The sequence below is a fragment of the Rhodococcus sp. BP-241 genome (genome assembly GCF_019836145.1).
Taxonomy (GTDB): Bacteria; Actinomycetota; Actinomycetes; order Mycobacteriales; family Mycobacteriaceae; genus Rhodococcoides.
The window spans coordinates 55,341-78,994 of the sequence record NZ_JABUEI010000014.1 but is presented as its reverse complement, the minus strand read 5'-3'; the positions used below and the strand labels follow the sequence as shown (position 1 = coordinate 78,994).

Sequence of the window (23,654 nt, the reverse complement as noted above, 5' to 3'; positions counted from 1 at the left end):
GGGCGTGGTGGGGATCTGGGGGCCGAGACCACCCTCGGTGGGGCGCGGTGGGGGGATCGACACCCACGGGTCCCTGAACGGCATCAGCGCGGCACCCGTGGTGGGTGCCGCGCTGATGTGTCACAGCATCGGTGTGAGAGGCGCGCTGCCCCTCACGCGAGAATCGGAGCGATCGATGTGACCGCTCCGGTCTCTCTCATTCCTGGTCGAACCGTCGCTTGAAACGATCCTCCATCCGCGAGGAGAATCCCTTGCGAGGACCTCGGCGCGGTGCGGAACCGGAACGGCGCGGGCCGCTTCCCGGTGCCGGCGGGTTGTCGCCCTCGGACTGCTCGGACTGGGGCGCGGTGGGCTTGCGCAGCAAGAGCAGAACGCCGGAGCCGAACATGAACACGAAGCCGACGAGACTGATGATCGGGAATCCACCGGGCTTGAACGGGAGGGCCACGCCTGCAATGAGCAGAATGAGGCCGATCACGAACAGAGCGACGGCCTGAAAACGACGCCGCGTGGATGCGGCTCGAATCCGTCCGCCGCGCACGGTCGACGCGAACTTGGGGTCCTCGGCATAGAGAGCGCTCTCGATCTGGTCGAGCATGCGCTGCTCGTGCTCGGAGAGTGGCACGGTACCTCCCCCGGCACTGGATGGTGGCTCTCACTTCTTGGCCAGAAGTGAGAGGTAGCCGATCGGTCCGGCTACCTGTTGTCGATGATACGAGCAGAATCGGCGGCGAGCCACCTACCTGCACCACCAGTATGCGAGAAAAAGTCGCATCGTGGTGGCGACCAGGTCTACGCGGGCACCGCGACCGCGTCGGACCGCGAGGTCACACGGTCCTCGACGCGGTGCAGAAAGCGTCCCACCTGCGAGAAGAACTCGTCCGCCTCGGCCGCGTCGAGCCGATCGGCCGAGCCCGCCTCGATGGACGCACGCAGAGTGGAATACGCGGCGAAGTACGACGCCCACTCCGTGAACTCCGGCGCAGCCGTCCGCATGCGCACCCAGGCGCTGCGGGACGCCCCACGCTTGGGCACCGGATCGACCGCGTCGAGCAGGGCGCCGGCACCGCGCAACGCGGCGACGTAGGACTCGAGGAACATGTCGGCCGCCGACGGTGCACCGGCCGCGTCACCGAGAATGGCGTCCGCACGACGCAGCAACATGCGGGCGCGGGCGTGCGTGCGCGACGGCGCCGCGGAGGCATCGAACGAGACCACCGTGCCGTTTGTCATCGTCTCACCACCCTCCGTGCGGTCTGCAGAGCTGCGGCGTGCCGCAGTGTGACCACCCGTGCTCCGAGCCATTGCGCTACCTCCCTCTCCGACACGTGAACCGATCGGCGTCCCACGTCCTTCTCAACACCGTCGGCCTGTCGGTTACTCCCCTGAGCGGGCCGATCGAGCGCGATGTAAGCATGGAGGTCGGACATGTTCTCCGGACCGTCTCGAGCGATCGACCCGATGTCGGGCCGATCGACCCGAGGTCGATTCGTTCGAACGCGTGTTCGATGACTTCACTGTAGCGCGGACGTCCGACACGATGCGAGGGATCGAGGTGAGTACCGTTCACGACGCCCGAGGCGGCCCCTCCGACGAGGGCATTCGTCTGATCGAACTCACCCCGCAGGACATGCGCCGACGGTTGACCGAAGCCCTGTCCGTCTACGTCGCCGCGATGGGCTACCCGCGCGGAACCGAGTTGCATCGGGCGCCGATGTGGGCGGAGCACATCCTGCGGCCGGGGTGGGGCGCGGTGGGAGGAGTCTCACACGACGACCACCTGGTGGCGATCGCCTACTGCTATCGCGGAGCGCCACATCAGTGGTGGCATCAGCAGGTCCGCGACGGAATGCGACGAGCGGGGTGGTCCGCCGAGAACGCCGAGCGGGTCCTCTCGGACTACGTCGAGTTGACCGAGCTGCACGTCTCCCCCGAGGCTCAGGGGCACCGTCTCGGCGAACGGCTCCTGCTCGCGCTCATGGCGGGCCGCCGGGAGAGTTCCGTGCTGCTCTCCACCCCCGAGGTCACCGGCGAGGACAATCGAGCATGGCGTCTCTACCGGCGGACGGGGTTCCAGGACGTCGTGCGCCGATTCCACTTCGCCGGGGACGCCCGACCCTTCGCGGTGCTCGGCCGCGAATTACCCCTGACACCCGGGACCGGACTCGGTCTCGACACCACCACAGAAGAGGGGCCGACCACGTGATCGATGCCGCCGTCGTCGGATCGGGTCACAACGCACTCGTCTCCGCCGCCTACCTGACCGATGCCGGATGGTCCGTCCGCGTCCTCGAACGAGACACTGTCGTCGGAGGCGCGGCCTCCACGGTCGAGCGCTTCCCCGGCCACAAGGTGGATCGGGGCTCGTCCGCGCACATCATGATCCGGCAGACCGGCATCATCGAGGAGTTGCGTCTCGCCGATCACGGCCTGCGCTATCTCGACTGCGACCCGTGGGCGTTCGCGCCGCCTCCGCCCGGCACCGACGAACCGGGCATCGTGTTCTCCGTGGATCTCGACGCCACCTGTGCCTCGATCGAGGCGGCGTGCGGACGCAAGGACGCGGACGCGTACCGCGCGTTCGTCGCACTGTGGGGGCCCCGCAGCGCACGTGTCATGAAGTCGTTCGGGAGTCCGCCCACCGGGAGGGCTCTGCTGTCCTCTTTCTGGGGCATGGACGCGAGCGACGGTGCGGCGGCCCTGTCCCGCGAGTTCCTCGCGTCGGGCGACTCGCTACTGAACCGGTGGTTCGACAGCGAGCGACTGAAAGCGGCTCTCGCGTGGTTCGGCGCCCAGTCCGGTCCGCCGATGTCCGAGCCCGGCACGGCCCCGATGGTGGCCTTCAACGCTCTGATGCACACGACCCCGCCCGGCCGCGCCGTCGGCGGCAGCGGCGCGCTGAGCGTCGCGCTGCAGACGAAGATCGAGGCCGACGGAGGCACCGTCACCCTCGGTGACGCCGTCGTGTCGATCACGCGTGTCGGAGACGGATGGTCGGTCCGCACCGCGAGTGGCGAGGAGGTGCGCGCACGCACGGTCATCGCCGGGTGCCACATCCTGACCACGCTCGACCTCCTCGACGCCGGCGGTTTCGACACGGCGACGACGGAGTCGTGGCGACGGCAGATCGACGTGGGGCCGGGCATCGGCATGGTGGTCCGCGCGTCGACGTCGTCGCTGCCGCAGTATCCCGGCGCTCCCGGCGTCGAGTCGTCCAGCCGCGGACTGCAACTGCTGGTACACGACCGGGCCCAGCTCCGTCGGGCGCACGGAGCGGCATCGGCAGGCGATCTCCCGCCGGCGCCGGTGGTGCTGGCCATGAGCTTCAGCGCGGTCGACCCATCGATCGCGAAGCCCGGCGAACACCAGGTCTCGCTGTGGTCGCAGTGGCACCCGTATCGACTGGCCGACGGTCGGAGCTGGCGAGGCGGCAGCCCCGAGGTGGCGGAACTGGAGGGTGATCGGATCGTCGCCGAGGTGGACAAGTACGCCCCCGGCTTCGCCGACAGCATCCTGCAACGGCACACCCAGTCCCCGTGGGACCTCGAACAGGAACTCGGGCTCGTCGGGGGCAACGTGATGCACGTCGAGATGTCACTGCACCAGATGATGATGTGGCGCCCCATGCCGGCGCTCGCGGACATGACCGTGCCCGGAGCCCCGTCGTTCTTCCTGACCGGCGCCTCGATGCACCCCGGCGGCGGTATCTCCGGATCCAGCGGCCGCAGTGCCGCCCGGCTCGCGATCGCCGAACGCGCGGGCAATCCTCTGAAGCGCGTGGCGTCGCGTCTGGGCGCCGCTCTCCCGGGCCGCCGATGAGGTCGGGAGACACTCTCCGCGCGTCGGGGCGAGCCACACCCGTCGCGGTGGGCTTCGCCGTCGCGGCCGTCCTCGCGCAGATCAGTTACCCGCTCGTCTCGGGCGGCGTCAAGGACGCCGTGACGTTCTGTGTCGTCGCTCTGCTCGCCGCCGCCTGCGTCACGCACGCGGCGAGCGCACGCGGGGCCGGGTGGGCCACGCTCATGGTGCTGCTCACCGCCGGGATCGGTCTGACGGCCGAGATCATCGGCACGCGAACCGGCATGCCCTTCGGGTGCTACGAGTACGCGCAGGACCGCATCGGACCCTCCCTGGCCCACGTGCCGGTGGTGGTTCCGTTCGCCTGGACGGCCGGCCTCTACCCGGTGTGGTGCGCCGCCACCGTCGTCGCGCAGCGGATGCGCCGACCGGTGCCCACCCGCGTGGGACTCACCACCGTCGGCGTCGTGGGGTGGGATCTGTATCTCGACCCTCAGATGGTGGCCGACGGTCAGTGGACCTGGTGCAGTCCCTTCGCTCCCCTGCCCGGGCTCGACGGCATCCCGTGGACCAACTATGTGGGATGGCTGCTCGTCGCGGCGCTCATGGCCGTCGCCATGGAGGTCCTGGGGCGGTCACCGATGCGCACGCCCACGGTGAGCCCGCTGGTGCCGTGGGGGCTGTTCGTGTGGACGTGGCTCGGCTCTGCTCTCGCCCATGCGGTCTTCCTGCCGGACCTCGGTTGGTCCGCTCTGTACGGCCTCGTCGCCATGGGCGTCGTCGGTGTCCCCTTCCTCCTCGCCCTGTCCCGACCCCGGTCGGACATCGCTCGCGACGCGCCACGCCGCGCCGACCGACCCGTTCACTGACGGTGTCGCGGCGCCCTGGCACGATGACCGCTGTGCCCCACCCCGCTGCTCCTCGCACGTCGCCGCGCGTTCCCGTACCGCGCCGCGTGGTCTCCGTCCTCGTGCTCGCCCTGCTGACGGTTCCGCTGCTGGCCGGGTGCCTCCGGGCACAGGTGTCCATGGGCGTGTCCTCGAACGACCGGGTGTCCGGCCGCATCGTCGCCGCGACGGTGCCGACGGCCGAGGGTGACACCGGACCGGGCATGGAGGTCCCCGACAGCCTGGGCAGCAAGATCCGGGTGCAGCCGTACGACTCGGACGGGTACGTCGGCAGCGAGGCGCTGTTCAACGACCTCACGTTCGGTGACGTGCAGCAGCTCGCGGCCTTGTCCGACCAGTCGGTCGGCCTCTACCAGCTGTCCCTGGTCCGCGCGGGTGACCTCGTCACTCTCGCCGGCCAGGTCGATCTGAGCTCCGTACCCGCCGAGGGCAGCGACGTGCAGTTCACCATCGCCTTCCCCGCCCGTGTCACCACCACCAACGGCGCCCGCGAGGGCGACAACGTGGTGTCCTGGAAGCTCCCCGCCGGCGAGCGCAGCACCCTGCGCGCCGAGGTGCGCTACTCGGATCCGAACACGCGCAGCTTCGCCGGGTGGGCCGGCATCGTCTTCGGTGTCACCGTGGGTATCGCGGCCATCGTCGGCGGCATGGCCTACGTCGCCCGCGACGCTTCCGGCGGACGCCGACGCGATGCGGAGTCGGCCGGCCGCCGGTGACCGCCCGGCGCCGAGCCCGGAACGCGGTCCGAGTCGGCTCTCTCGCCTCGATCGCCACCGCGGGCATCGCCCTGATCAACGCCGCGACCGCACCCCGCGTGCTGCCCTCGTCCGCGGCGACGGTGCGGGCCGGTGAGCGCATCACGGTCTGCATTCCTGCCCGTGACGAGGCAGACCGTCTCCCCGACCTGCTGCGGGATCTGCTGGCTCAGCGCTCCCGGTCCGCGATGACCGTGCTCGTGCTGGACGACGACTCGTCCGACGGGACCGCGGACGTCGCCCGGGCCGTCGTGGGGGACGATCCGCGTTTCCGGATCCTGGCGGGCCGCACCACCGAGCCGGCCGACGCGCCGGGAATGGGCAAGTCCCTCGCCTGCCTCGACCTCGGCCGCCGCGCGCTCGCGACCACCGATCCGACCCTCGTCGTCTTCCTCGACGCGGACGTGCGATTGCATCCTGATGCACTGGACGCCGCCGCGTCCGTTCTCCGCGAGCACGACGTGGCCATGCTCTGCCCGTGGCCCGCGGAGACGGCGGTGACGACGATCGAGCGGGTCGTCCAGCCTCTGCTGTCGTGGTCGTGGTCGGTGACCCTCCTCGTCCGGGCCGCCAATCGAGGCCGTCGGCCGTCGATGGGCGTGGCCAACGGGCAGTTCCTCGTGCTCGACGCACCGTCCTACCGCGTGGTCGGCGGACACGAGTGCACACGCTTCGCGGTGGCCGACGATCTGACGCTGGTGCGGCACGTCCGCTCCCGCGGTCTCCCGACGGCAGTGGCGTACGGCGGGCGCGTCGCGACGTGCCGCATGTACACCGACGCCGCGCAGGTGCGTGCCGGTCACGCGAAGTGGCTCTGGTCCCAGTTCGGCGGCGCTGCAGGCACTCTCGCCGTCTCGGCGATCGCCACAGCCGTATGGGTCCTGCCACCGATCGCGATGGCCGCGCGCGGATCGACCCGCCGGTGGGGAGTCGCCGGGTACCTGGCGGGATGGGTGTCGCGCATCGCTGCGCGGCGCGCGGAGGGCAGCGACGACTCGCTGGCCCGCGACGTCGTCACCTCGGCGCTGCACCCACTGTCCATCGCGGCGGGCTCGGCGCTGCTGGCCTCATCGGACCGGGGACGCCGCCAGGGCACTCTCGTGTGGAAGTCGCGCGTTCTGGCCACCCGGCACTGATCCGGTACCGATCCCACCCGTGCCCTCCGGAACCGGGCGGGCGAGCCCGAGATTGCCGACGACCTCACTGGTGGCCTTCGCGAAGTTCAGCGTGATGAAGTGCAGGCCGGGGGCGCCCTCGGCGATCAGTCGCTCCCCCATCTCGGTGGCGATCTCGATGCCCACCGCGCGCACGGCGGCCCGGTTCTCGTCCGGGTCGGACCCGGCCGCGGCGGACAGGCGCTTCTCGACGGATGCGGGCAGCGCAGATCCCGACAGCTCCATCGCACGCTTGACGCTGCGCAGCGACGTGATGGGCATGATCTCGGGGATGATCGGCTTGGCGCCCTGCTCCGGATCAAACGCGGCGACACGGTCACGCAGGCGGAGATAGTCCTCGACGTCGAAGAACATCTGGGTGATCGAGTACTCGGCGCCCGCACGCAGTTTCGCGACCAGATGGCGGGTGTCGTGGTCGAGATCGGGCGCGCGGTGATGTCCCTCGGGGAACGACGCGACACCGACGTGGAAGTCGCCCAGCTCGCAGACCAACCGCACCAGTTCCTCCGCGTACTCGACGCCGTCCGGATGCTTCTCCCACGGACCCAGCGGATCGCCGGGAGGGTCGCCGCGCAACACGAGAATGTTGGAGATGCCGCGGTCCGCGTAGGCCCCGACCATCGCGCGCAGCTCGGTGCGGCTGTGCCCCACGGCCGTGAGGTGGGCCACGGGCAGCAGGTTGGTGACCTCCGCCAGCTCGCCGGTGACCCGCACCGTGCGATCACGCGTGGATCCGCCCGCCCCGTACGTCATGGACACGAAGGCGGGATGCATCTGCTCGAAGGTGCGCACGGCACGCCACAGGCGGTCCTCGGCGGCCTCGTCGCGAGGAGGCGAGAACTCGACGGAGAACGGAACACTCCCGTGCGCCGCGGAATTCAACCGGTCGATCACCGACGGAGTGCGGCTGACCCGCGCGCGGGAGGATTCGTCTGTCACGCCTCACAGCATAGATTCCCGCGCCGACCTGCTCGGGCCCCCAGGTCGTCCGCACCGGCGCCGTGTCCGAATACCCGGATAGAGTCGGGGGTGCCAGGACGCTGCGCCCGAGACCCGACCGCATCCCGACCGACTGCCTGCGGACACCGTCCGCCGCCCCGAACACCGGAGGAAACTCTGTCCGCCGCACCGCACAGCCCCGCCGCCCACCGACCGCTCGACGTGGAGTCCGCCGCGGACGACCGTGATCAGTGGCCGCTGGGGACGTTCGTCGATGCGGTCGAGACGTCCCTGCGCGATTTCGTCGCGACGCAACAGGCCACGGTCGACTCGGTCGGTCCCATCTACACCGACGCCGTGGCAGAGCTCACCTCCTTCGTCTTCCGCGGCGGCAAGCGGATCCGCCCCGCTTTCGCGTGGACGGGCTTCCTGGGTGCGGGCGGCGATCCGCACGCCGCTGAGGCCGACGCCGTCCTCGACGTGTGCTCCGCCCTCGAATTCGTTCAGGCGTGCGCGCTGGTGCACGACGACATCATCGACGCGTCCTCGACCCGTCGCGGATTCCCCACCGTCCACGTCACCTTCGCCGAACGGCACCGCGCGGCCGGGTGGCGCGGGAACTCGGACAAGTTCGGCGAGTCGGTCGCGATCCTGCTGGGCGACATCGCGCTCTGCTGGGCCGACGATCTCGTCCGCGCGGCGGCACTGGACTCCGCCACGTCGGCACGCCTCGCTCCGGTGTGGTCCGCGATGCGCACCGAGGTGCTCGGCGGACAGCTGCTCGACATCGCCGTGGAGGCCAGTGGAGACGATTCCGTCGAGGCCGCGCTCCAGATCGACCGCTACAAGACGGCGGCCTACACGGTGGAACGCCCTCTCCTCATCGGCGGCACGCTCGCCGGCGCCGGCCCCGACCTGCTGGAGGTCTACAGCACGTTCGGTGCGGACATCGGCACCGCCTTCCAGCTGCGGGACGACCTGCTGGGAGTGTTCGGGGATCCGTCCGTGACCGGCAAGCCGTCCGGCGACGATCTGCGTGAGGGCAAGCGGACGGTGCTCCTCGCCGCAGCCCTGGACGCGGCGGACGAACGCGATCCCGCCACCGCGGCTGCTCTGCGCGCGGGAATCGGCACGGACCTCTCCGAGGCTGCCGTCGACGACCTGCGTGCGCACATGATCGATCTCGGTGCCGTCGACGACGTCGAGCGCCGCATCACCACACTGACCGACAGCGCCCTGGCGGCGCTGAACGCGTCCGATGTCACCGAGGACGCCAAGAGGCGGCTCACGGCCATGGCCTACACCGCCACCAGGAGAACCTCATGACGCATGCCACCGTGTCCGGACCCACCGATCACGTGATCGTCGTGGGCGCCGGTCTGTCCGGCCTCGCCGCGGCGCTCCACCTCCGCGGCACCGGTCGCGAGGTCACCGTGATCGAGAAGTCCGACACCGTCGGCGGCCGGGTGGGTTCCGTTGCGGCGCCGGGCTACCGCATCGACACGGGCGCGAGCGTTCTCACGATGCCCGACCTGATCGATCAGGCGCTCGCCGCGGTGGGTGCGACCCGCGAGTCCACCACGCCTCCCCTGCGTCTGACACCGTTGCATCCGGCGTACCACACCCGTTTCGCCGACGGCACCACCATCGACGTCCACTCCGATCCCGAGCGGATGATCGCGGAGGTCGGCGAGAAGTGCGGGCCGGACGAGGCTCGGCGCTACCGCACGCTCCGCGCGTGGATCGGATCGATGTTCGACGCGGAGTTCGACCGCTACATCGACGACAACTTCGACTCACCGCTCGACCTCGTGGGCGAGCGCAGGGCGCGAGCGAACACGCTGACCCTGCTGCGTCTCGGGGGGTTCGGAAAACTCGGAAAGCGGATCGACAAGCTCATCGACGACCCGCGACTGCGCCGCATCTTCACCTTCCAGGCTCTCTACGCCGGTGTCGCGCCCGCCAAAGCTCTCGGGGTCTACTCCGCGATCTCGCACATGGACACGTCGTTGGGTGTGTCGTTCCCGGACGGCGGAATGCAGTCGATCGCGAACGCGATGGCCAACGCGTTCGTGAGTGCGGGCGGCACGCTGCTGCTCTCCACCGGCGTGGCCGCCATCGAGAAGGGCGGGACCCGCGCTCGCGCGGTGGTGACCGAGAACGGCGAGCGGCACACGTGCGACTCCCTGATCCTCACGCCGGATCTCCTGGTGACGGATCGCCTTCTCGCCACCGCCGGCATCACGGTGCGCCGCAAGATCCGGGCGTCACCGTCCTGTGTCGTGGTGCACGGCCGCGTGCCGGTGGACGTCACCGCGCGGTGGTCGTCCCGCTCGCACCACGTCATCGACTTCGGGCACAACTGGAACGAGACGTTCGAGGAGCTCACCGCCTCGCGCGGGCGCGGCACACTCATGTCGGACCCGTCGTTGCTCATCACCCGGACCTCGCTGACCGATCCGGCTCTGCGCGTCACGCACGACGGCGTCGAGCAGGAGCCCATCTCGATCCTCGCGCCCTGCCCCAATCTCGACAGCGCGCCGTTGGACTGGTCCGCCATCACCGACCCCTACGTGCGGGAGATCCTGCTCGAGATGGATCGCCGCGGTTACACCGGCGTGTCCGAGCACCTCGAGATCGACCACATCGACACGCCGGCCACCTGGCTCGCGCAGGGGATGGTCGCGGGAACCCCGTTCTCGGCGTCGCACATCTTCCGCCAGACCGGCCCGTTCCGGCGCCGCAACCTGGTCAAGGGCATCGACAACGTCGTCCTCGCCGGGTGTGGGACCACCCCCGGAGTGGGTGTGCCGACGGTGTTGATCTCGGGTCGACTGGCCGCCGAACGCATCGATCCGTCCGTGCGTCGCTCGGCCCGTGTGGCCGTCTGACGGCGGGCCGGTTCGTCTTCCGGTCCGGAGCCTCTAAACTCACGTGAGTTCAGCCCGGCTTCCGCACGGTCGCCGGCATGTCGCGTCTTCCGGGGAGGAACATGACGACGTCCTCCCCACTCCGGGCCGCGGACGCCACCGACGAGTCGTCGTGGCGATCGACACGACGGTTCTTCGGGGGACGCGCAGGCCGCGCCACGTTGGTGGGTCTGGCCGGGTCCGCGCTCATCACCTTCGGCGGTTTCGGCTCGGGTGCCGTGCGCCGTCGTGACCCGCTGCTCGAGGCGATGCACCTGTCCTGGCTCCGCTTCGGGCACGGACTCGTCTTGTCGACCGTCATGGTGTGGATCGGCGTGCTGCTCATGATCGCCGCGTGGGTCCGTCTCGGACGCGCCACTCTCGGTCACCGGACCACGGTGCGGCAGCTGCGCTGGGTGGTGCCGCTCTGGATCGCGCCGCTCCTGCTCGCGGTCCCGATGTTCAGCCGCGACGCGTACTCCTATCTCGCACAGGGCGCCCTCCTCCGGGACGGGTTCGACCCGTACGCCGTCGGTCCCGTCGCCAATCCCGGTGTGCTGCTGGACAACGTGAGCAACGTCTGGACCACCACCACCGCGCCCTACGGCCCGCTGTTCCTCCTGCTGGGCGAGGGCATCACCTCGCTCACGGGCGACAACGTGATCGCCGGGACGATGCTCCTGCGCCTGACCATGCTGCCGGGGCTCGCCCTCACCATGTGGGCAGTCCCCCGCATCGCCCGACACTTCGGCGCGGATCCTGCCGTGGCCCTGTGGCTGGCCGTGCTCAATCCCCTGGTCCTGATCCACCTGATCGGCGGCGTCCACAACGAGATGCTCATGGTCGGTCTCATGACGGCCGGCATCGCCGCCGTCCTCGACCGGCACCACGTCGCCGGGATGGGGCTCGTCGCGGTCGCCGTGGCGATCAAGGCCACCGCGGGCATCGCGCTGCCCTTCCTGGTGTGGATCTGGATGCTCCACGAGCGCGACCGGCTCCGCACCGAGAACGAGGCGCGGGCCGAGCGTGGTGACCCGCCGCGACGCCAGCACGTCCTGCTGGTGTTCGCGAAGACCGCAGGTATCGGTTTCGCCGTGTTCGTCGCGGTGTTCGTCGTCGCGTCCCTGGTGGCCGGCGTCGGCATCGGCTGGCTGACGGCGCTCTCGGGCTCGGCCAAGATCATCAACTGGCTCTCGCTGCCGACCATCCTCGCCCACCTGGTCACGGTCTTCACCGGGTGGTTCACGGGCGCTCGGCTCGGCCCCGTGCTCGAGGTGACCAGGATGCTGTGCGCGGTGGCTCTTGCCGCGATCCTGGCCACGGCGTGGTGGCGATCGCGCCACTCGGAGCGCGGCGCACTGCTGGGCATCCTCGTGTCGCTGGTGGCCATCGTGATCCTGTCCCCGGCCGCTCTCCCCTGGTACTACTCGTGGCCTCTTGCCGTCGCCGCAGGTCTCACCATGTCGGCGACCACTCTGACCGTGCTGGTGGGCCTGTCCGCCTGGCTCATGTTGGTGTTCCAGCCGGACGGGTCCATCGGTCTCTACACGTTCCCGCACGTCGTGCTGGCGACGTTCGCCGCAGTGGTCGCCGCGCTGTCGCTCCGGACGGTCGATCCCCTCCGCCTACGGGCCGTCACACACCCGGAGCACGAGAACACGTTCGTCCCGGCCCCGCGCGTCCGCGCCGAGACCGCCCGCCCGGACCAGCCCCGTCCGGACCAGCCCAGCCAGGAGTTGACCGAGTGACCGATCTTCCCGAGGCCTACGCGCTGTGCCGGGACGTGGCGGCCGAACACGGCAAGACGTACTTCCTCGCCACCCGCCTGCTGCCGACCGACCGTCGGCCCGCGGTGCACGCGCTGTACGCGTTCGCACGCATGGTCGACGACATCATCGACGTCGACATGATCGCCGAACGCGGCGACGACACGGCGGTCGCACTCGACCTGGCGCTGCTCACCCGCATCGAGGAGCGACTGAACGAGGGTCTCGCCTCGACCATCGCCCCGCCGACGTCGGTCCCGCCCGGACCCGACCGGCGCAACGAGCTGATCCTGGCGGCCCTGTTCGACACCGCACGTCGCTACGACATCCCGTCCGAGTACTTCACCGCCTTCATGACGTCGATGCTCATGGACGTACCGCACTCGGCGATCTACAAGGATCGCTACGCCACCATGGACGAGTTGTCGACGTACATGTACGGCTCCGCCGCCGTGATCGGGCTGCAGATGCTCCCCGTCCTCGGCACCGTGTGTCCGGTCGAGGAAGCCCGCCCGACGGCGTCCGCTCTCGGCGAGGCCTTCCAGGTCACGAACTTCGTTCGCGACGCGGGCGAGGATCTCGCGCGCGACCGCATCTATCTGCCCGGCGACGTGCTCACCGCCTACGGCGTCGACGAGGACCTGCTGTGGTGGTGCCGCCGTACGGACTCCGTCGATCCGAGGGTCCGCCGCGCTCTGGCCGACATCATCGCCACCACCCGCGCGCTCTACCGCACCGCCGAGCCCGGCATCGCCCTGCTGGAACCGCGGGCGCGCGAGGGCATCCGGGTCGCGTTCGCGCTGTACCAGGACATCCTCGAAGCCGTGGAGAACGACGGTTACCGGTCGTTGTCCGTCCGCTCTCGCGTGGGCACTCCTCGGCGCGCTCGTGTCGCCGCGACCGCGGCCGGTCGAGGTCTTCTCGTCAGAGCCGGAGAACGGCTCCCGCGGCCCGGGTCACGCGCCGCCTGATCCGATCGAGCGCTAGAAGGCCATGGCCTGGGCGCGGCGGATGATCTCGCGGGCGTGGTCGCCGCGCAGCACGTCGGCCGGCATGCCCGGCAGACTGTCGTCCGGGGTGAAGAGCCACCGCAGAATCGACGGGTGGTTGTAGCCGCCGTCGAGCAGAACCGCGATCGCACCGGCGAGGTACTTGATCGGCTCGCCGTCCTCGCCGACGAACTTCGCGGGGATCGAGACCACTCGATCGCGGCGCACCGCGATCAGCTTGTGCTCACGCACCATCTGGTAGAGCTTCGTCACGGGGACGCCCATGATCTCGGCGGCGTCGGGAATCGCGATCACGGCCTCGTCGGCAGGCAGGACGTCGTCGCAGTAGGGAATGGCACTCACGCGGTCAAAGGTAGTCACGGCCCGCCGCCAGGACAATTCGCCGACGCCCGCCTCCCGCGCCGTGTTCCCGCACACGTGACTGCTACCTCATCCGTCACACTGGCTACCATCGAATGATCGGCATCGATCGATGCGAGAACACGACAGGAGAGTGGACGCAGGTGACAACGTCAGGTCCGTCGCTGCTCGGCGTGCTGCTGGACCGTCGTTACCGCGTCGACGCGCCGATCGCCCGCGGCGGTATGTCCACGGTCTACCGGGGTCTGGACCTGCGTCTGGACCGGCCCGTGGCCATCAAGATCATGGATCCCCAGTTCGCCGCCGACCCCGAGTTCGTGCGTCGCTTCGAGTTCGAGGCGCGCGCGGTCGCCCGGCTCAGCCACCCGGGTCTGGTCGCCGTCCACGATCACGGTCGCGACGGTCAGCACGCCTTCCTGGTCATGGAACTGGTCGAGGGCGGCACGCTGCGCGAGTTGCTCCGCGAACGCGGACCGATGCCCCCGCACGCCGTCGCCGCCGTTCTCCAACCGGTGCTCGACGGACTCGCGGTCGCGCACCGCGGTGGCCTCGTGCACCGCGACGTCAAGCCGGAGAACGTGCTGATCTCCGACGCGGGCGAGGTCAAGATCGCCGACTTCGGTCTGGTGCGCGCCGTGGCCGCGTCGACGACGACGTCCAACAGCGTCATCCTCGGCACTGCCGCCTACCTCTCCCCCGAGCAGGTGACCACCGGATCGGCCGACGCGCGCAGCGACGTGTACTCGGCGGGCATCCTGCTCTTCGAACTGCTGACCGGACGCACGCCGTTCCAGGGAGACACCTCCCTCTCGATCGCGTACCAGCGCATCGAGAACGACGTTCCGCCGCCGAGCTCGGTGATCGCAGGGGTGCCGCCCCACTTCGACGCACTGGTGCGCGACGCGACGGCGCGGCGGCCCGAGGAGCGGTTCCGCGACGCCGGCACGATGGGCGACGCGGTGCGCTCGGTCACCAGGACCCTCGCTCTGCCCCACTACCGGGTGCCGTCCCCGTCGCGGTCGGCCGAGCATCTGAGCGCCGAGACGCTGAACGCTCCGCGCCCCTACGCTCCGCAGGCTCCGCGTACTCCGGAGACGGAGATCGTGTCGGTCCCCGCGGACGACTTCTCCGCCGCCTCCGACCGCGGGCAGCCGTCCACCGGCGGCGTTCAGCACACGCGGATGGTGACCACCGCGACTCCCCGCGGCGCCGACGAACCGCGGTCCACCGCCGCCGAGCCGGTGGACCGGAAAGCCTTCGCGTTCCCGGACTTCGACGCGGACAAGCGCAGGTCGCGTCGAGTCGCACTCACGTGGCTCGCGATCGTCGTGATCGTGGCGATCCTGCTCGGCACCGTCGGCTGGTGGGCCGGGTCCGGCCGCTTCACCGCGGTGCCGGCGATCGACGGGCTCGACCGATCCACCGCCGTCTCCGCCATCGAGGCGGCCGATCTCTCGGCGACCGTCGAGGGCCGCTACACCGACAGCGATCCCGTGGACCGATTACTCGGAACCGATCCTCCCGCAGGGTCACGGATCGCCCAGGGCGAGACCGTGACCCTTCTCGTTTCTCAGGGCAGGCCCACAGTCCCGGCCCTCGGGAACGCGGACTCGACCACGGTGGAGGCGGCACTGCGGGAGCGGACGTTCGTCCCCGTGGACGGCGGTGACGCCTTCAGCAGCGCCGCACCCGTCGGTGCGGTCGCTGCACTCGACCCCGCGCCCGGGACGGTCCTGCCGGTGGGCAGCGAGGTCCGGGTGGTGACCAGCAAGGGCGCTCCCCCCGTCGACGTTCCCGACGTCCGGGGCGAGACGGAGCAGCAGGCGCGCGCAGAACTCGATCGGGTCGGCATCACTGTGGCGACGGTGGACTCCGTCTTCGACGAGGACGTCGACGGTGGCCGTGTCATCGGGACCGACCCGGCGAGCGGCACGTCCGTGACCGCGGGATCGACCGTCACGCTGCGGGTGTCGACGGCCGTGGAGGTGCCCTCGATGCTCGGACGTACCGTCGGCTCGGCGCGGTCGGAACTCGAACGCCTGGGGCTCACCGTGGTGGTGCGCCAGGTCGCGCAGACGGATCGCTCGCTCGTCATCGCCCAGTCGCCCGGTCAGGGCGACCGAGTGCAGAAGGGCAGCACGGTCACTCTGACCGCGCTGCCCTGAGTTCTGCTCCGGCGATCAGCCGCGCAGCATCTCCGCGACGAGGAAGGCCAGCTCGAGGGACTGCTGCGTGTTCAGTCGCGGGTCGCAGGCCGTCTCGTACCGTCCGGACAGATCGAGGTCCGAGATGTCCTGGGCGCCGCCGAGGCACTCGGTGACGTTCTCACCGGTGAGCTCGACGTGGATGCCACCCGGGTGCGTCCCGAGCTCGTTGTGCACCTCGAAGAAGCCCTGGACCTCGTCGACGATGCGGTCGAAGTGGCGCGTCTTGTAGCCGGTGGACGCCTCGTGCGTGTTGCCGTGCATGGGGTCGCACTGCCAGATGACCTGGTGACCGGTGGCCTGCACCTTCTCGATGATGGGCGGCAGCAGGTCCCGAACCTTGCCGTTGCCCATGCGCGAGATCAGCGTCAACCGGCCGGGCTTGTTGGTCGGGTCGAGCCGCTCGACGTACTCGACGGCCATCTCGGGCGTCGTGCTGGGACCGATCTTCAGTCCGATGGGGTTGGAGACCAGCTCGGCGAACGCGATGTGCGCGCCGTCCAGCTGCCGCGTGCGGTCGCCGATCCACAGGAAGTGTGCCGACAGGTCGTAGAGCTTGGCGTGCTCGTCGTCGTTGTCCAGACGCAGCATCGCGCGCTCGTAATCGAGCACGAGCGCCTCGTGAGAGGCGTAGATGGTGGCCTGGTGCAGGTTCGGATCCGTGACGCCGCACGCGTCCATGAACTTGAGACCGTTGTCGATCTCGGAGGCGAGCTGCTCGTACCGGGCACCGGCCGGCGAGTTCTGCACGAACTCGCGGTTCCAGTCGTGCACCTTGTGCAGGTCGGCCATGCCGGCGCCGGTGAGCGCGCGCACCAGGTTCATCGCGGCGCTGGCGTTGGCGTAGGCGCGGACCAGGCGCGACGGGTCGTGCTGGCGGACGGCGTCGTCGGCCACGAGGGAGTTGACCATGTCGCCGCGGTAGGACTTCAGGCCCAGAGCGTCCACGTCGGAGGAGCGGGGCTTGGCGTACTGGCCGGCGATGCGCGCGACCTTCACCACGGGCATCGACGCGCCGTAGGTGAGCACGACGGCCATCTGCAGCAGCGTGCGGATGTTGCCCTTGATGTGGGGCTCGGTGTTGTCGACGAAGGTCTCGGCGCAGTCACCGCCCTGCAGCAGGAACGCCTCGCCGCGGGCGACGGACGCGAGCTTCTCCGACAGCGCCTCGACCTCGCTGGCGACCGTGATGGGCGGCACGCTCTCGAGGACCTTGCGCATGGCCTCCGCCTGATCGGCGGGCCAGCTGGGCTGCTGCGCCGCCGGCTTGGCCAGCGCCACGTCGAGTTGCTCGCGCATCGACTCGGGCAGCGGGGGAAGCTCGGGCAAGCGTTCGATCGGAACGTCGACAGTCCAGTTCACGCGTACAGAGTAGTCGCCCGCTCCGACGGCCGGGACCAGCGGTGTGTCACTCCCGACCGGACCACGCTCTCGCGGCCTCGACGGCCCGGAACTTCGCGAGATTGTGCCGGGCGTCGGCGAGCGCGTCGTGCGAGTCGTCCGGCACCGGCGGCAGCGCGGGCGACCCGTGCTCCTCCCAGTACTGCTTCAACTCCCGCGTGTACCGCGGCATGATCCGCGGGAGCGCCGTCATCGAACCCCACAGCTGGCACAGCGCGACGTGGTCGTACGCCGCCACCCAGGCCCACATCTCGACGGTCGGTCCGACGGTGCCGTGCGGCGCCGACACGAACTCGAGAATGTCGTCGCGGATGCGGCTGCGCGAGCGCCAGAGCGGCGACGAGAACGGCGGGAGCTTCGGCAGGACGTTGCGGCGGACCCAGGTGCCCGCGCGCTCGGGATCGAACTCCGTGGACACGGCGTAATATTCACGCCCGTCCTCCGCCACGATCCCGATGGACACCAGATCGATCGTGCGGCCGTCCTCGATGAACTCGCAGTCGTAGAAGTAACGCACGTCTGCGAGCCTAGGTCACCGAAAGGATCCACCCCGACCATGACGTGGACTCTGCCGTCCGCCCCTCCCTACACCGGGCCGGGGGCGTCGCTGCCCCGACCGGTCGCCGTGATCGCGAAGGTCGCGGTGTGCGTCGGGCTCGTGGCGGGCATCGCGTTCAACGTGGTCGGTCTGCCCCCGCTGCGGGAGTGGGGTGCGATCTACCGGCTCGACCTCGACGTGTACCGCATCGGTGGCCGCGCTCTGCTCGACGGCGTGAATCTCTACGGAGTCCTGCCGCGCACCTCGGTGAACATCCCGCTGCCGTTCACCTATCCCCCGATGGCCGCGGTGTCCTTCGCGCCGATGGCGGTCCTCCCGCTGCCGGCGGCCTCGTTGATCATGACGGCGATGACGATGATCCTGCTCGCCGTCACGGTGGCGGTGTGCCTGCGCTCTCTGGTGCACCTGTCGGCCGGGACGACGGCGTGGGTCACGGGCGGCATCACCGCGATCGCGTTCGCGCTCGAACCGGTGTGGTCCACCCTCGACTACGGGCAGATCAACGTCGTGTTGATGTGCCTCGTCGTTCTCGACGTCCTGCTGAAGCGCACCCCGTGGCCGCGCGGTCTGCTCATCGGCTTCGTCACGGCCATCAAGCTCACGCCGGCGGTGTTCGTCCTCTACTTCCTGCTGCGCAAGCAGTACCGGGCGGCCGTGGTCACCGGCCTGTCGTTCCTCGGGTTCACGGCACTCGGATTCGTCGCGACGTTCCGCGACTCGGTGCAGTACTGGACCGAGGTGCTGCTCGACTCGGACCGCATCGGCGGGCCGGGGTACATCTCGAACCAGTCCCTCACCGGGATGCTCGCGCGGCTGGGTCTCGCGGACGGCCCGCGGACGATCGTCTGGATGGTGTGCAGCGCCGTCGTGGGGCTGGTGGCCCTCGTCGCGATGCGACGCGCTCTGGCGGCACACGAGTACCTGCTGGCCCTGTGCGTCAATGCCGCTCTGGGCCTGCTGGTCTCACCGGTGTCGTGGTCGCATCACTGGGTGTGGACGGTGCCGATGCTGATGGTCCTGGTGCACGTCGGCGTGACGCGGCGCGCCCCCGCACTGGTGGCCCTCGCCGTGATCGGCGCAGTGCTGCTGCACTATCCGTCGCACTGGCGCCTCGCGCCCGGACGCTGGAACGGCCTGGGCTGGCCCCTGTGGGACCAGATCCAGGCCTCGTCCTACGTGTGGTGGGGACTGGTGTTCGTGATCGCGGTGGCGGCGGTGCCGCTGCGCGATCGACGCAGTCCCGAACGCCCCGGGGTGACCGCCGAGGCGGTCTGACTCAGCCCGCGCGGGTGTCGGGGATGCGCGCGGCCTCGGTCGACGGAGCCGGATCCACCACGGGGGCGGGCGTCTTCTTCATGCTCGCCGCGTACACGTCGACGTACTGCTGACCACTGAGCTTCATGAGCTCGTACATCACCTCGTCGGTGACGGCGCGCTCGACGAACCGGTTGCCGGCCATGCCCTCGTACCGCGAGAAGTCCAGCGGCTTACCGAACTTCACGCCGAGCTTGGTGGGGCGCGGAATCCGCGAGCCGATGGGATTCATCTTCGCGGTGCCGATCATCGCGACCGGAATCACCGGGACGCCGCTCTCGAGAGCCAGACGCGCCATACCCGTCTTGCCCTTGTAGAGCCGATCGTCCGGCGAGCGCGTGCCCTCCGGGTAGATACCCAGCACCTTGTTCTTCGCCAGCACGCGCAGTCCCGCGTCGAGCGCGTCCTGCGCGGCGGAGGCACCGGTGCGATCGATCGGGACCTGTCCCGCCGACGAGAAGAACCACTTCTGGAAGCGGCCCTTGAGGCCCTTGCCGGTGAAGTACTCGCTCTTCGCGAGGAACGTGATGCGACGCGGCACGACCAGGCATGCGTAGAACGAATCGAACACCGCCTGGTGGTTGCTGGCGAGAATCACCGGCCCGTCGTCGGGGATGTTCTCCAGGCCCTCCACGCGAGGACGGCCCATCACCTGCAACACCGGCCCGAGAAGGACGTACTTGAATATCCAGTACCACATGCCCGACATGCCTTTCTCGAAGTACCCGCGACCCGCACCGCGATGCCCGCGGCCCGCTCGGACATCTCGTGGGCGTAACTGTACCGGGGCTTTATGACACCAGCCACAGTTCGAGCGTCAGCTCGGACACATCTCACACCGCCGTCATCACCCGGCCATCGGCCGGACACGAATCCCTCCGCCGAACCGGTCAGGCGCGTGCCGCGCCCACCTCGACGCGCGCCAGCTCGGCCGCGCCGATCATGCCCGCGGCCTCCCCCAACTGGGTTCCGCGTATCCGGGCGAGGGGCCGGTGGCCGGCGCCCGTGATCTGCGCGGCGTAGTGCTCACGGGCGGTGTCCAGGAACAGCGCGGACGACGTGGCGACGCCGCCGGCGATGACCATCCGGTCGGGGTCGTAGACGTCCGACACCAGCGCCAGTCCGATGCCGAGCCACCGTGCGAACTCGGACATCGTCTCGATGGCCACCAGGTCACCGTCCTGCGCGGCGTTGGCGATGCGTCGACCGGTGAGGGATCCGGGATCGAGGAAGGCCTCACGCGCGAGCACCGTCGATCCCCGCGGGTTGGCGGCGAGGAGCTCGATCGCCGTGTCCACCAATGCGGTACCGCTGCAGTAGCGCTCCCAGCAGCCGCGCTTGCCGCACGCGCACTGACGCCCGTCGGGAACCACCTGCAGGTGGCCGAGTTCCGGCGCGATGCCGTAGCTGCCGCGGTAGAGCTTGCCGTCGATGAGGAGTGCGGCGCCGATGCCGGTGCCGATCGCGATCATGACGACGTTCCCACCGCCCGCGGCCGCACCGAAGCGGTGTTCCGCCCACGCGGCGGCGTTGGCGTCGTGCTCGAGGATGACCGGGATGCCGAGGCGTTCCGTCATCTCTCGCGCGACCGGGCGGTTCACCCACGGCAGGTGGGGGGCGAAACGCACGACGGTGCGGTCGGAGTTGATGAACCCGGCGACGGCGAGACCGACGGCCGCGATGTCGTGGCGGCTCGCGAGTTCACGCACGGCCCGGTCGATGCCGTTCTCGAGTGCGCGGGAGGACTGCGGCGTGGGCGCCTGGGTGGAGTCGAGCACCTGGCCGTCGACGTCGACCACCGACGCGCGGATGCTGGTGCCGCCCACGTCGATGCCGATGGTCAGAGGCCGGCTGGACCGGGACTGGGCGCTCACGTCTGCGGCATCCTCACGTGGTGGCGGGCGACCGGTGTCACCGGTCGCGATCGGGTCTGCGTGCCGGGTCGGGTTCACGCGTCCTGGTCACCGTAATCGGCTGGTAGCTCGCGGGGCGAACGACGGGTGGCGCAGCGCCCTCCGGCGCGTCGGCTCGTTCCGCGGCGCCGGGCGTGTGTCGCCCCGAACCGTGGGTCTGCAGGAAGTCCCGGAGCACGTCGATCAGACCGTCCATCTCACCGGTGACCAGCGTCAGCAGATCGTGGCGTTCCCCGCGCAGGGCGGCGGCGAGAGCGCAGAACGGGCACCAGGAGCAGCCCTGCCACTCGGGCGCGTCCTCGGTGTCGAGGCGGCGCAGCACCGGCTCGACCCGGTCGATGAGCAACTCGGCCAGCACCCGGAGCTCGGCCGCCAGGTCCCGCCGGCCCTCATCCATCGCCGGACTCCCCCGGTACGTCCGTCTTCTGCAGGTTCTCCGGCCACAGCGCCGGGTCGGGGGCGAAGGTCACGGACAGCACGCCGTCGTCGACGCCGGCACCGGTGACCACGCACCGACGCAGCACCGACGCCAACCGCAGTCGTCGTCGACTGCCCTGCGCACTCACGATCACGTCGTCCTCCACCCGACCCACCGCCACCGAGTCCGTGTCGACGAACGGCAGCGGGACGTCCATCACGTACACCGAGTCCAGGCCCTGCCCGGACTCGTGCCGCACCCGCGGCGACAGCGCGGGCAGCGCGCCGCCGTGTCCGGCCGCCACCTGCCCGTTCAGGTCGGCCGCGACGGCCCCCAGAGCAGTCGACCCTACCGGCTCGGTGGGCTGGGCCGACACGACGTCGACGCGGAGGTCGCCCACCGCGCCGCGGAACTCCGCCAGCGCCGCGCGATGCTCCGCGTGCGCCCGGTCCATCCAGAACACGCCGGGATGCGTGCCCAGCACGGACGACGGCGCCCCGGCCCCGAGGTCCGGGATCACCCCCACGGCCACCACACGATCGACGCGGACGCCGTGGAAACTGGTGACGGCCACCAGCTCTCGCGCCGTTGCGAAGGACCGCGCGGTCGGACGCGAGACTACGACGGCATAGGTCCGTCCGTCGTCCTCGAGCACGGCGGTGACCGACGTCGCCGCCGCCACGACACGATCGACGAGCTCCACCAGGACGGCCGCGCGGACGTCCTGGCCCGTCGAGGCCACGACGCGGGCATGACGTGGCCAGATGCGTTCGACGTACCCCGCGACAGCTCCGGGGGTCGCGACGATCTCCCGCCAGGACATCGGTCCGGGGCAGTCGACGATCACGTCGTCCCACTCGCCGCTGTCGGCGACGCGCACCACCTCGAGCAGCGCGGTGAGCGGCTCGGCGCCCGGCAGCGACGTCAGCTCCTCGGGATCCGGCAGCGTCGGACCGGCGCCGTGGTCGTGGCGTCCGGCCATCGCCAGAGCCGTGGTCAGCAGGCGGTACTGCGATTCGAGAACGGCCGAGGGGTCGATGCGCAGCACCTCGACGGCGACGTCGGGCACCAGGTCCGACGGATCCGCGCCGTCGACGGACGCGAGAAGCACACGCCGACCGGCGCGGTGTGCGTCGACGGCCAGGGCCGCGGCGACGGTGGACTTGCCCGCACCGCCGGCTCCGACGACGAACGTGATCCGCGCGGCGGTCTCGGGAACGCGATCGCTCAGCCTTCGACTCGCTTCTTCAATTCCTTCAACGCGGTGTCGGTGATGACCTTCTCCGCCTTGCGCTTGAACAAGCCGATCATGGGAATGGCGAGATCGACCGTCAGTTCGTAGGTCACCTCGGTGCTTCCGGCACCTTTCTCGGTGAGCACATAGGACCCGACCTGGGACTTCTGCATCTCCCCCGCGACGAGCGTCCACGACACCGCGGTGCCGTCCGGCCGCCAGTCGTACTCGAGCTCGTAGGTGTCCTTGACCATGCCCGCGTCGAGCACGAACCGGACCCGGCGAGCCCGGCCGGACTCCCCCTCCTCGAGGATCTCGACCGACTTGGCCGCGGTGACCCATTCCGGATACCTGGGGAAATCGGCGATGACCGCCATCACCTCGTCCGGCGCCGCTCCGACGACGATCGATTTCGTGGTCTTGTCTGCCATGGAACTCGTTCCCTCCGCGCCGCGTGCCGTCACCTGATCGGCGTCCGTGTACCCACATGATCGACCGTCCGGTGGCACCGCCCGAACGGCGGGGTCGGTTCCTGTCGCCGCGAGTACCCGCGAGTCAGGACCGAAGCCCCGGGACCGGCGGTTCTCCCGCCGCCCGCCCGGCCTCGAGGAGCGCCTTGATCTCGAACGACATCTGCTTGCCCAGTACTCGTCGGCGGTGGGTGGACGGTTCCTGCACTCCGTCGGTCGGCTCCGCGTGCAGGAAGTAGTGGAGTACGACGCCGTCGAGCATCGGCTCGAGCCACACCTCCATGGTTCCCCGGAGCTGTCCCGCGACGACCCATCGGACACCCTTCTCGGCCCGGTCCTCCTGGACCGTGACGGTGAGACCCGGGAACCAGGCCCGCCATCGACGGGTGTCCGACACGAGCGCCGCGACGTCCTCGGCCCGCGCCGCGACGAACGTCTGGTCGGCGACCTGCACACTGCTCATGCGGACCAGAATCCCACGTGCCCTCGTCGACGGCGTCGACGACCTCGGTCGACGAGCA

General features: G+C 70.1%; 24 protein-coding genes. 12 read left to right on the top strand and 12 right to left on the bottom strand.

Features of this window, described 5'->3' with window-relative positions:
- The coding region (locus HQ308_RS20970) for a hypothetical protein (RefSeq protein WP_222647758.1) at positions 1 to 181 on the top strand (181 nt) is incomplete at its 5' end.
- Between the two features lie 15 nt (positions 182 to 196).
- Here the strand turns inward: HQ308_RS20970 and HQ308_RS20965 are convergent.
- Positions 197 to 625: a DUF3040 domain-containing protein gene (locus tag HQ308_RS20965; protein ID WP_027505840.1), complete on the bottom strand. Its 429-nt coding sequence runs from the start codon at positions 623 to 625 to the stop codon at positions 197 to 199.
- A gap of 167 nt (positions 626 to 792) precedes the next feature.
- The gene (locus HQ308_RS20960) at positions 793 to 1,233 is read right to left on the bottom strand and encodes an SAV_6107 family HEPN domain-containing protein (RefSeq protein ID WP_231476320.1); all 441 of its coding nucleotides are present in this window, start codon (positions 1,231 to 1,233) and stop codon (positions 793 to 795) included.
- 397 nt (positions 1,234 to 1,630) lie between these two features.
- On the opposite strand from HQ308_RS20960, the gene HQ308_RS20955 reads away from it, so the two are divergent.
- The 5 genes from HQ308_RS20955 to HQ308_RS20935 are packed head-to-tail and all read left to right on the top strand — an operon-like array spanning position 1,631 to position 6,597.
- Positions 1,631 to 2,206, top strand: a complete 576-nt coding sequence (locus tag HQ308_RS20955) for an N-acetyltransferase (protein WP_231476337.1) — start codon at positions 1,631 to 1,633, stop codon at positions 2,204 to 2,206.
- The gene (locus HQ308_RS20950) at positions 2,203 to 3,819 is read left to right on the top strand and encodes an NAD(P)/FAD-dependent oxidoreductase (RefSeq protein ID WP_222647756.1); all 1,617 of its coding nucleotides are present in this window, start codon (positions 2,203 to 2,205) and stop codon (positions 3,817 to 3,819) included. Before HQ308_RS20955 ends, HQ308_RS20950 begins: the two co-directional genes overlap by 4 nt.
- Positions 3,816 to 4,667, top strand: a complete 852-nt coding sequence (locus HQ308_RS20945) for a carotenoid biosynthesis protein (protein ID WP_222638365.1) — start codon at positions 3,816 to 3,818, stop codon at positions 4,665 to 4,667. The genes HQ308_RS20950 and HQ308_RS20945 overlap by 4 nt, the downstream gene beginning before the upstream one ends.
- 23 nt (positions 4,668 to 4,690) lie before the next feature.
- Complete coding sequence (locus HQ308_RS20940; RefSeq protein ID WP_222647754.1) at positions 4,691 to 5,422, top strand: DUF3153 domain-containing protein; 732 nt, start codon at positions 4,691 to 4,693, stop codon at positions 5,420 to 5,422.
- Positions 5,419 to 6,597, top strand: a complete 1,179-nt coding sequence (locus tag HQ308_RS20935; protein ID WP_222630580.1) for a glycosyltransferase family 2 protein — start codon at positions 5,419 to 5,421, stop codon at positions 6,595 to 6,597. The genes HQ308_RS20940 and HQ308_RS20935 overlap by 4 nt, the downstream gene beginning before the upstream one ends.
- On the opposite strand, the gene HQ308_RS20930 is transcribed toward HQ308_RS20935, so the two are convergent.
- Positions 6,529 to 7,575, bottom strand: a complete 1,047-nt coding sequence (locus HQ308_RS20930; protein WP_081821267.1) for a methylenetetrahydrofolate reductase — start codon at positions 7,573 to 7,575, stop codon at positions 6,529 to 6,531. The two genes, HQ308_RS20935 and HQ308_RS20930, sit on opposite strands and share 69 nt — an antisense overlap.
- Positions 7,576 to 7,797: 222 nt before the next feature.
- Here HQ308_RS20930 and HQ308_RS20925 point away from each other — a divergent pair, with 222 nt between their 5' ends.
- The 4 genes from HQ308_RS20925 to HQ308_RS20910 all read left to right on the top strand — a co-directional run bounded on the left by HQ308_RS20925 (position 7,798) and on the right by HQ308_RS20910 (position 13,221).
- The gene (locus HQ308_RS20925; protein WP_222647752.1) at positions 7,798 to 8,901 is read left to right on the top strand and encodes a polyprenyl synthetase family protein; all 1,104 of its coding nucleotides are present in this window, start codon (positions 7,798 to 7,800) and stop codon (positions 8,899 to 8,901) included.
- Positions 8,898 to 10,466, top strand: a complete 1,569-nt coding sequence (crtI, locus tag HQ308_RS20920; protein WP_222647750.1) for a phytoene desaturase family protein — start codon at positions 8,898 to 8,900, stop codon at positions 10,464 to 10,466. The genes HQ308_RS20925 and crtI overlap by 4 nt, the downstream gene beginning before the upstream one ends.
- Before the next feature lie 101 nt (positions 10,467 to 10,567).
- Positions 10,568 to 12,232, top strand: coding sequence for an alpha-(1->6)-mannopyranosyltransferase A (locus HQ308_RS20915; RefSeq protein ID WP_222630569.1), 1,665 nt, complete (start codon positions 10,568 to 10,570; stop codon positions 12,230 to 12,232).
- Positions 12,229 to 13,221, top strand: coding sequence for a phytoene/squalene synthase family protein (locus HQ308_RS20910; RefSeq protein WP_285185473.1), 993 nt, complete (start codon positions 12,229 to 12,231; stop codon positions 13,219 to 13,221). Before HQ308_RS20915 ends, HQ308_RS20910 begins: the two co-directional genes overlap by 4 nt.
- 12 nt (positions 13,222 to 13,233) lie before the next feature.
- Here the strand turns inward: HQ308_RS20910 and HQ308_RS20905 are convergent, their stop codons facing one another.
- Positions 13,234 to 13,602, bottom strand: coding sequence for an Rv2175c family DNA-binding protein (locus HQ308_RS20905; protein WP_027505833.1), 369 nt, complete (start codon positions 13,600 to 13,602; stop codon positions 13,234 to 13,236).
- A gap of 161 nt (positions 13,603 to 13,763) precedes the next feature.
- Between HQ308_RS20905 and pknB the strand changes: the two genes are divergently transcribed.
- On the top strand, positions 13,764 to 15,785 hold the full coding sequence (gene pknB, locus HQ308_RS20900; protein WP_308115849.1) for a Stk1 family PASTA domain-containing Ser/Thr kinase: 2,022 nt from the start codon (positions 13,764 to 13,766) through the stop codon (positions 15,783 to 15,785).
- Positions 15,786 to 15,800: 15 nt separating this feature from the next.
- On the opposite strand, the gene HQ308_RS20895 is transcribed toward pknB, so the two are convergent.
- Both HQ308_RS20895 and HQ308_RS20890 read right to left on the bottom strand, forming a co-directional pair.
- Positions 15,801 to 17,186: a class II 3-deoxy-7-phosphoheptulonate synthase gene (locus HQ308_RS20895; protein ID WP_027505831.1), complete on the bottom strand. Its 1,386-nt coding sequence runs from the start codon at positions 17,184 to 17,186 to the stop codon at positions 15,801 to 15,803.
- Between the two features lie 46 nt (positions 17,187 to 17,232).
- Entirely contained in the window at positions 17,233 to 17,742 is a 510-nt protein-coding gene (locus HQ308_RS20890; RefSeq protein ID WP_027505830.1) for a polyadenylate-specific 3'-exoribonuclease AS, read from the bottom strand.
- A 39-nt stretch (positions 17,743 to 17,781) separates the two neighbouring features.
- On the opposite strand from HQ308_RS20890, the gene HQ308_RS20885 reads away from it, so the two are divergent.
- Complete coding sequence (locus tag HQ308_RS20885) at positions 17,782 to 19,059, top strand: glycosyltransferase 87 family protein (RefSeq protein ID WP_222630563.1); 1,278 nt, start codon at positions 17,782 to 17,784, stop codon at positions 19,057 to 19,059.
- Position 19,060: 1 nt separating this feature from the next.
- Here HQ308_RS20885 and HQ308_RS20880 read toward each other — a convergent pair whose 3' ends face one another.
- From HQ308_RS20880 to HQ308_RS20860, 6 genes are all read right to left on the bottom strand, one after another.
- Positions 19,061 to 19,798 (bottom strand): 1-acyl-sn-glycerol-3-phosphate acyltransferase, encoded by a 738-nt coding sequence (locus tag HQ308_RS20880; protein WP_027505828.1) that lies wholly within the window; start codon positions 19,796 to 19,798, stop codon positions 19,061 to 19,063.
- 190 nt (positions 19,799 to 19,988) lie between these two features.
- Positions 19,989 to 20,972 (bottom strand): ROK family protein, encoded by a 984-nt coding sequence (locus HQ308_RS20875; protein ID WP_027505827.1) that lies wholly within the window; start codon positions 20,970 to 20,972, stop codon positions 19,989 to 19,991.
- A 37-nt stretch (positions 20,973 to 21,009) separates the two neighbouring features.
- A complete protein-coding gene (locus HQ308_RS20870; protein WP_222630548.1) occupies positions 21,010 to 21,408 on the bottom strand; it encodes a hypothetical protein in 399 nt (132 codons plus the stop codon).
- On the bottom strand, positions 21,401 to 22,627 hold the full coding sequence (locus HQ308_RS20865) for an ArsA-related P-loop ATPase (protein WP_308115850.1): 1,227 nt from the start codon (positions 22,625 to 22,627) through the stop codon (positions 21,401 to 21,403). The genes HQ308_RS20870 and HQ308_RS20865 overlap by 8 nt, the downstream gene beginning before the upstream one ends.
- 29 nt (positions 22,628 to 22,656) lie before the next feature.
- The gene (locus tag HQ308_RS22800) at positions 22,657 to 23,094 is read right to left on the bottom strand and encodes an SRPBCC family protein (protein ID WP_027505826.1); all 438 of its coding nucleotides are present in this window, start codon (positions 23,092 to 23,094) and stop codon (positions 22,657 to 22,659) included.
- A gap of 124 nt (positions 23,095 to 23,218) precedes the next feature.
- Positions 23,219 to 23,596 (bottom strand): polyketide cyclase / dehydrase and lipid transport, encoded by a 378-nt coding sequence (locus HQ308_RS20860; protein WP_222630538.1) that lies wholly within the window; start codon positions 23,594 to 23,596, stop codon positions 23,219 to 23,221.
- Positions 23,597 to 23,654: the final 58 nt, after the last annotated feature.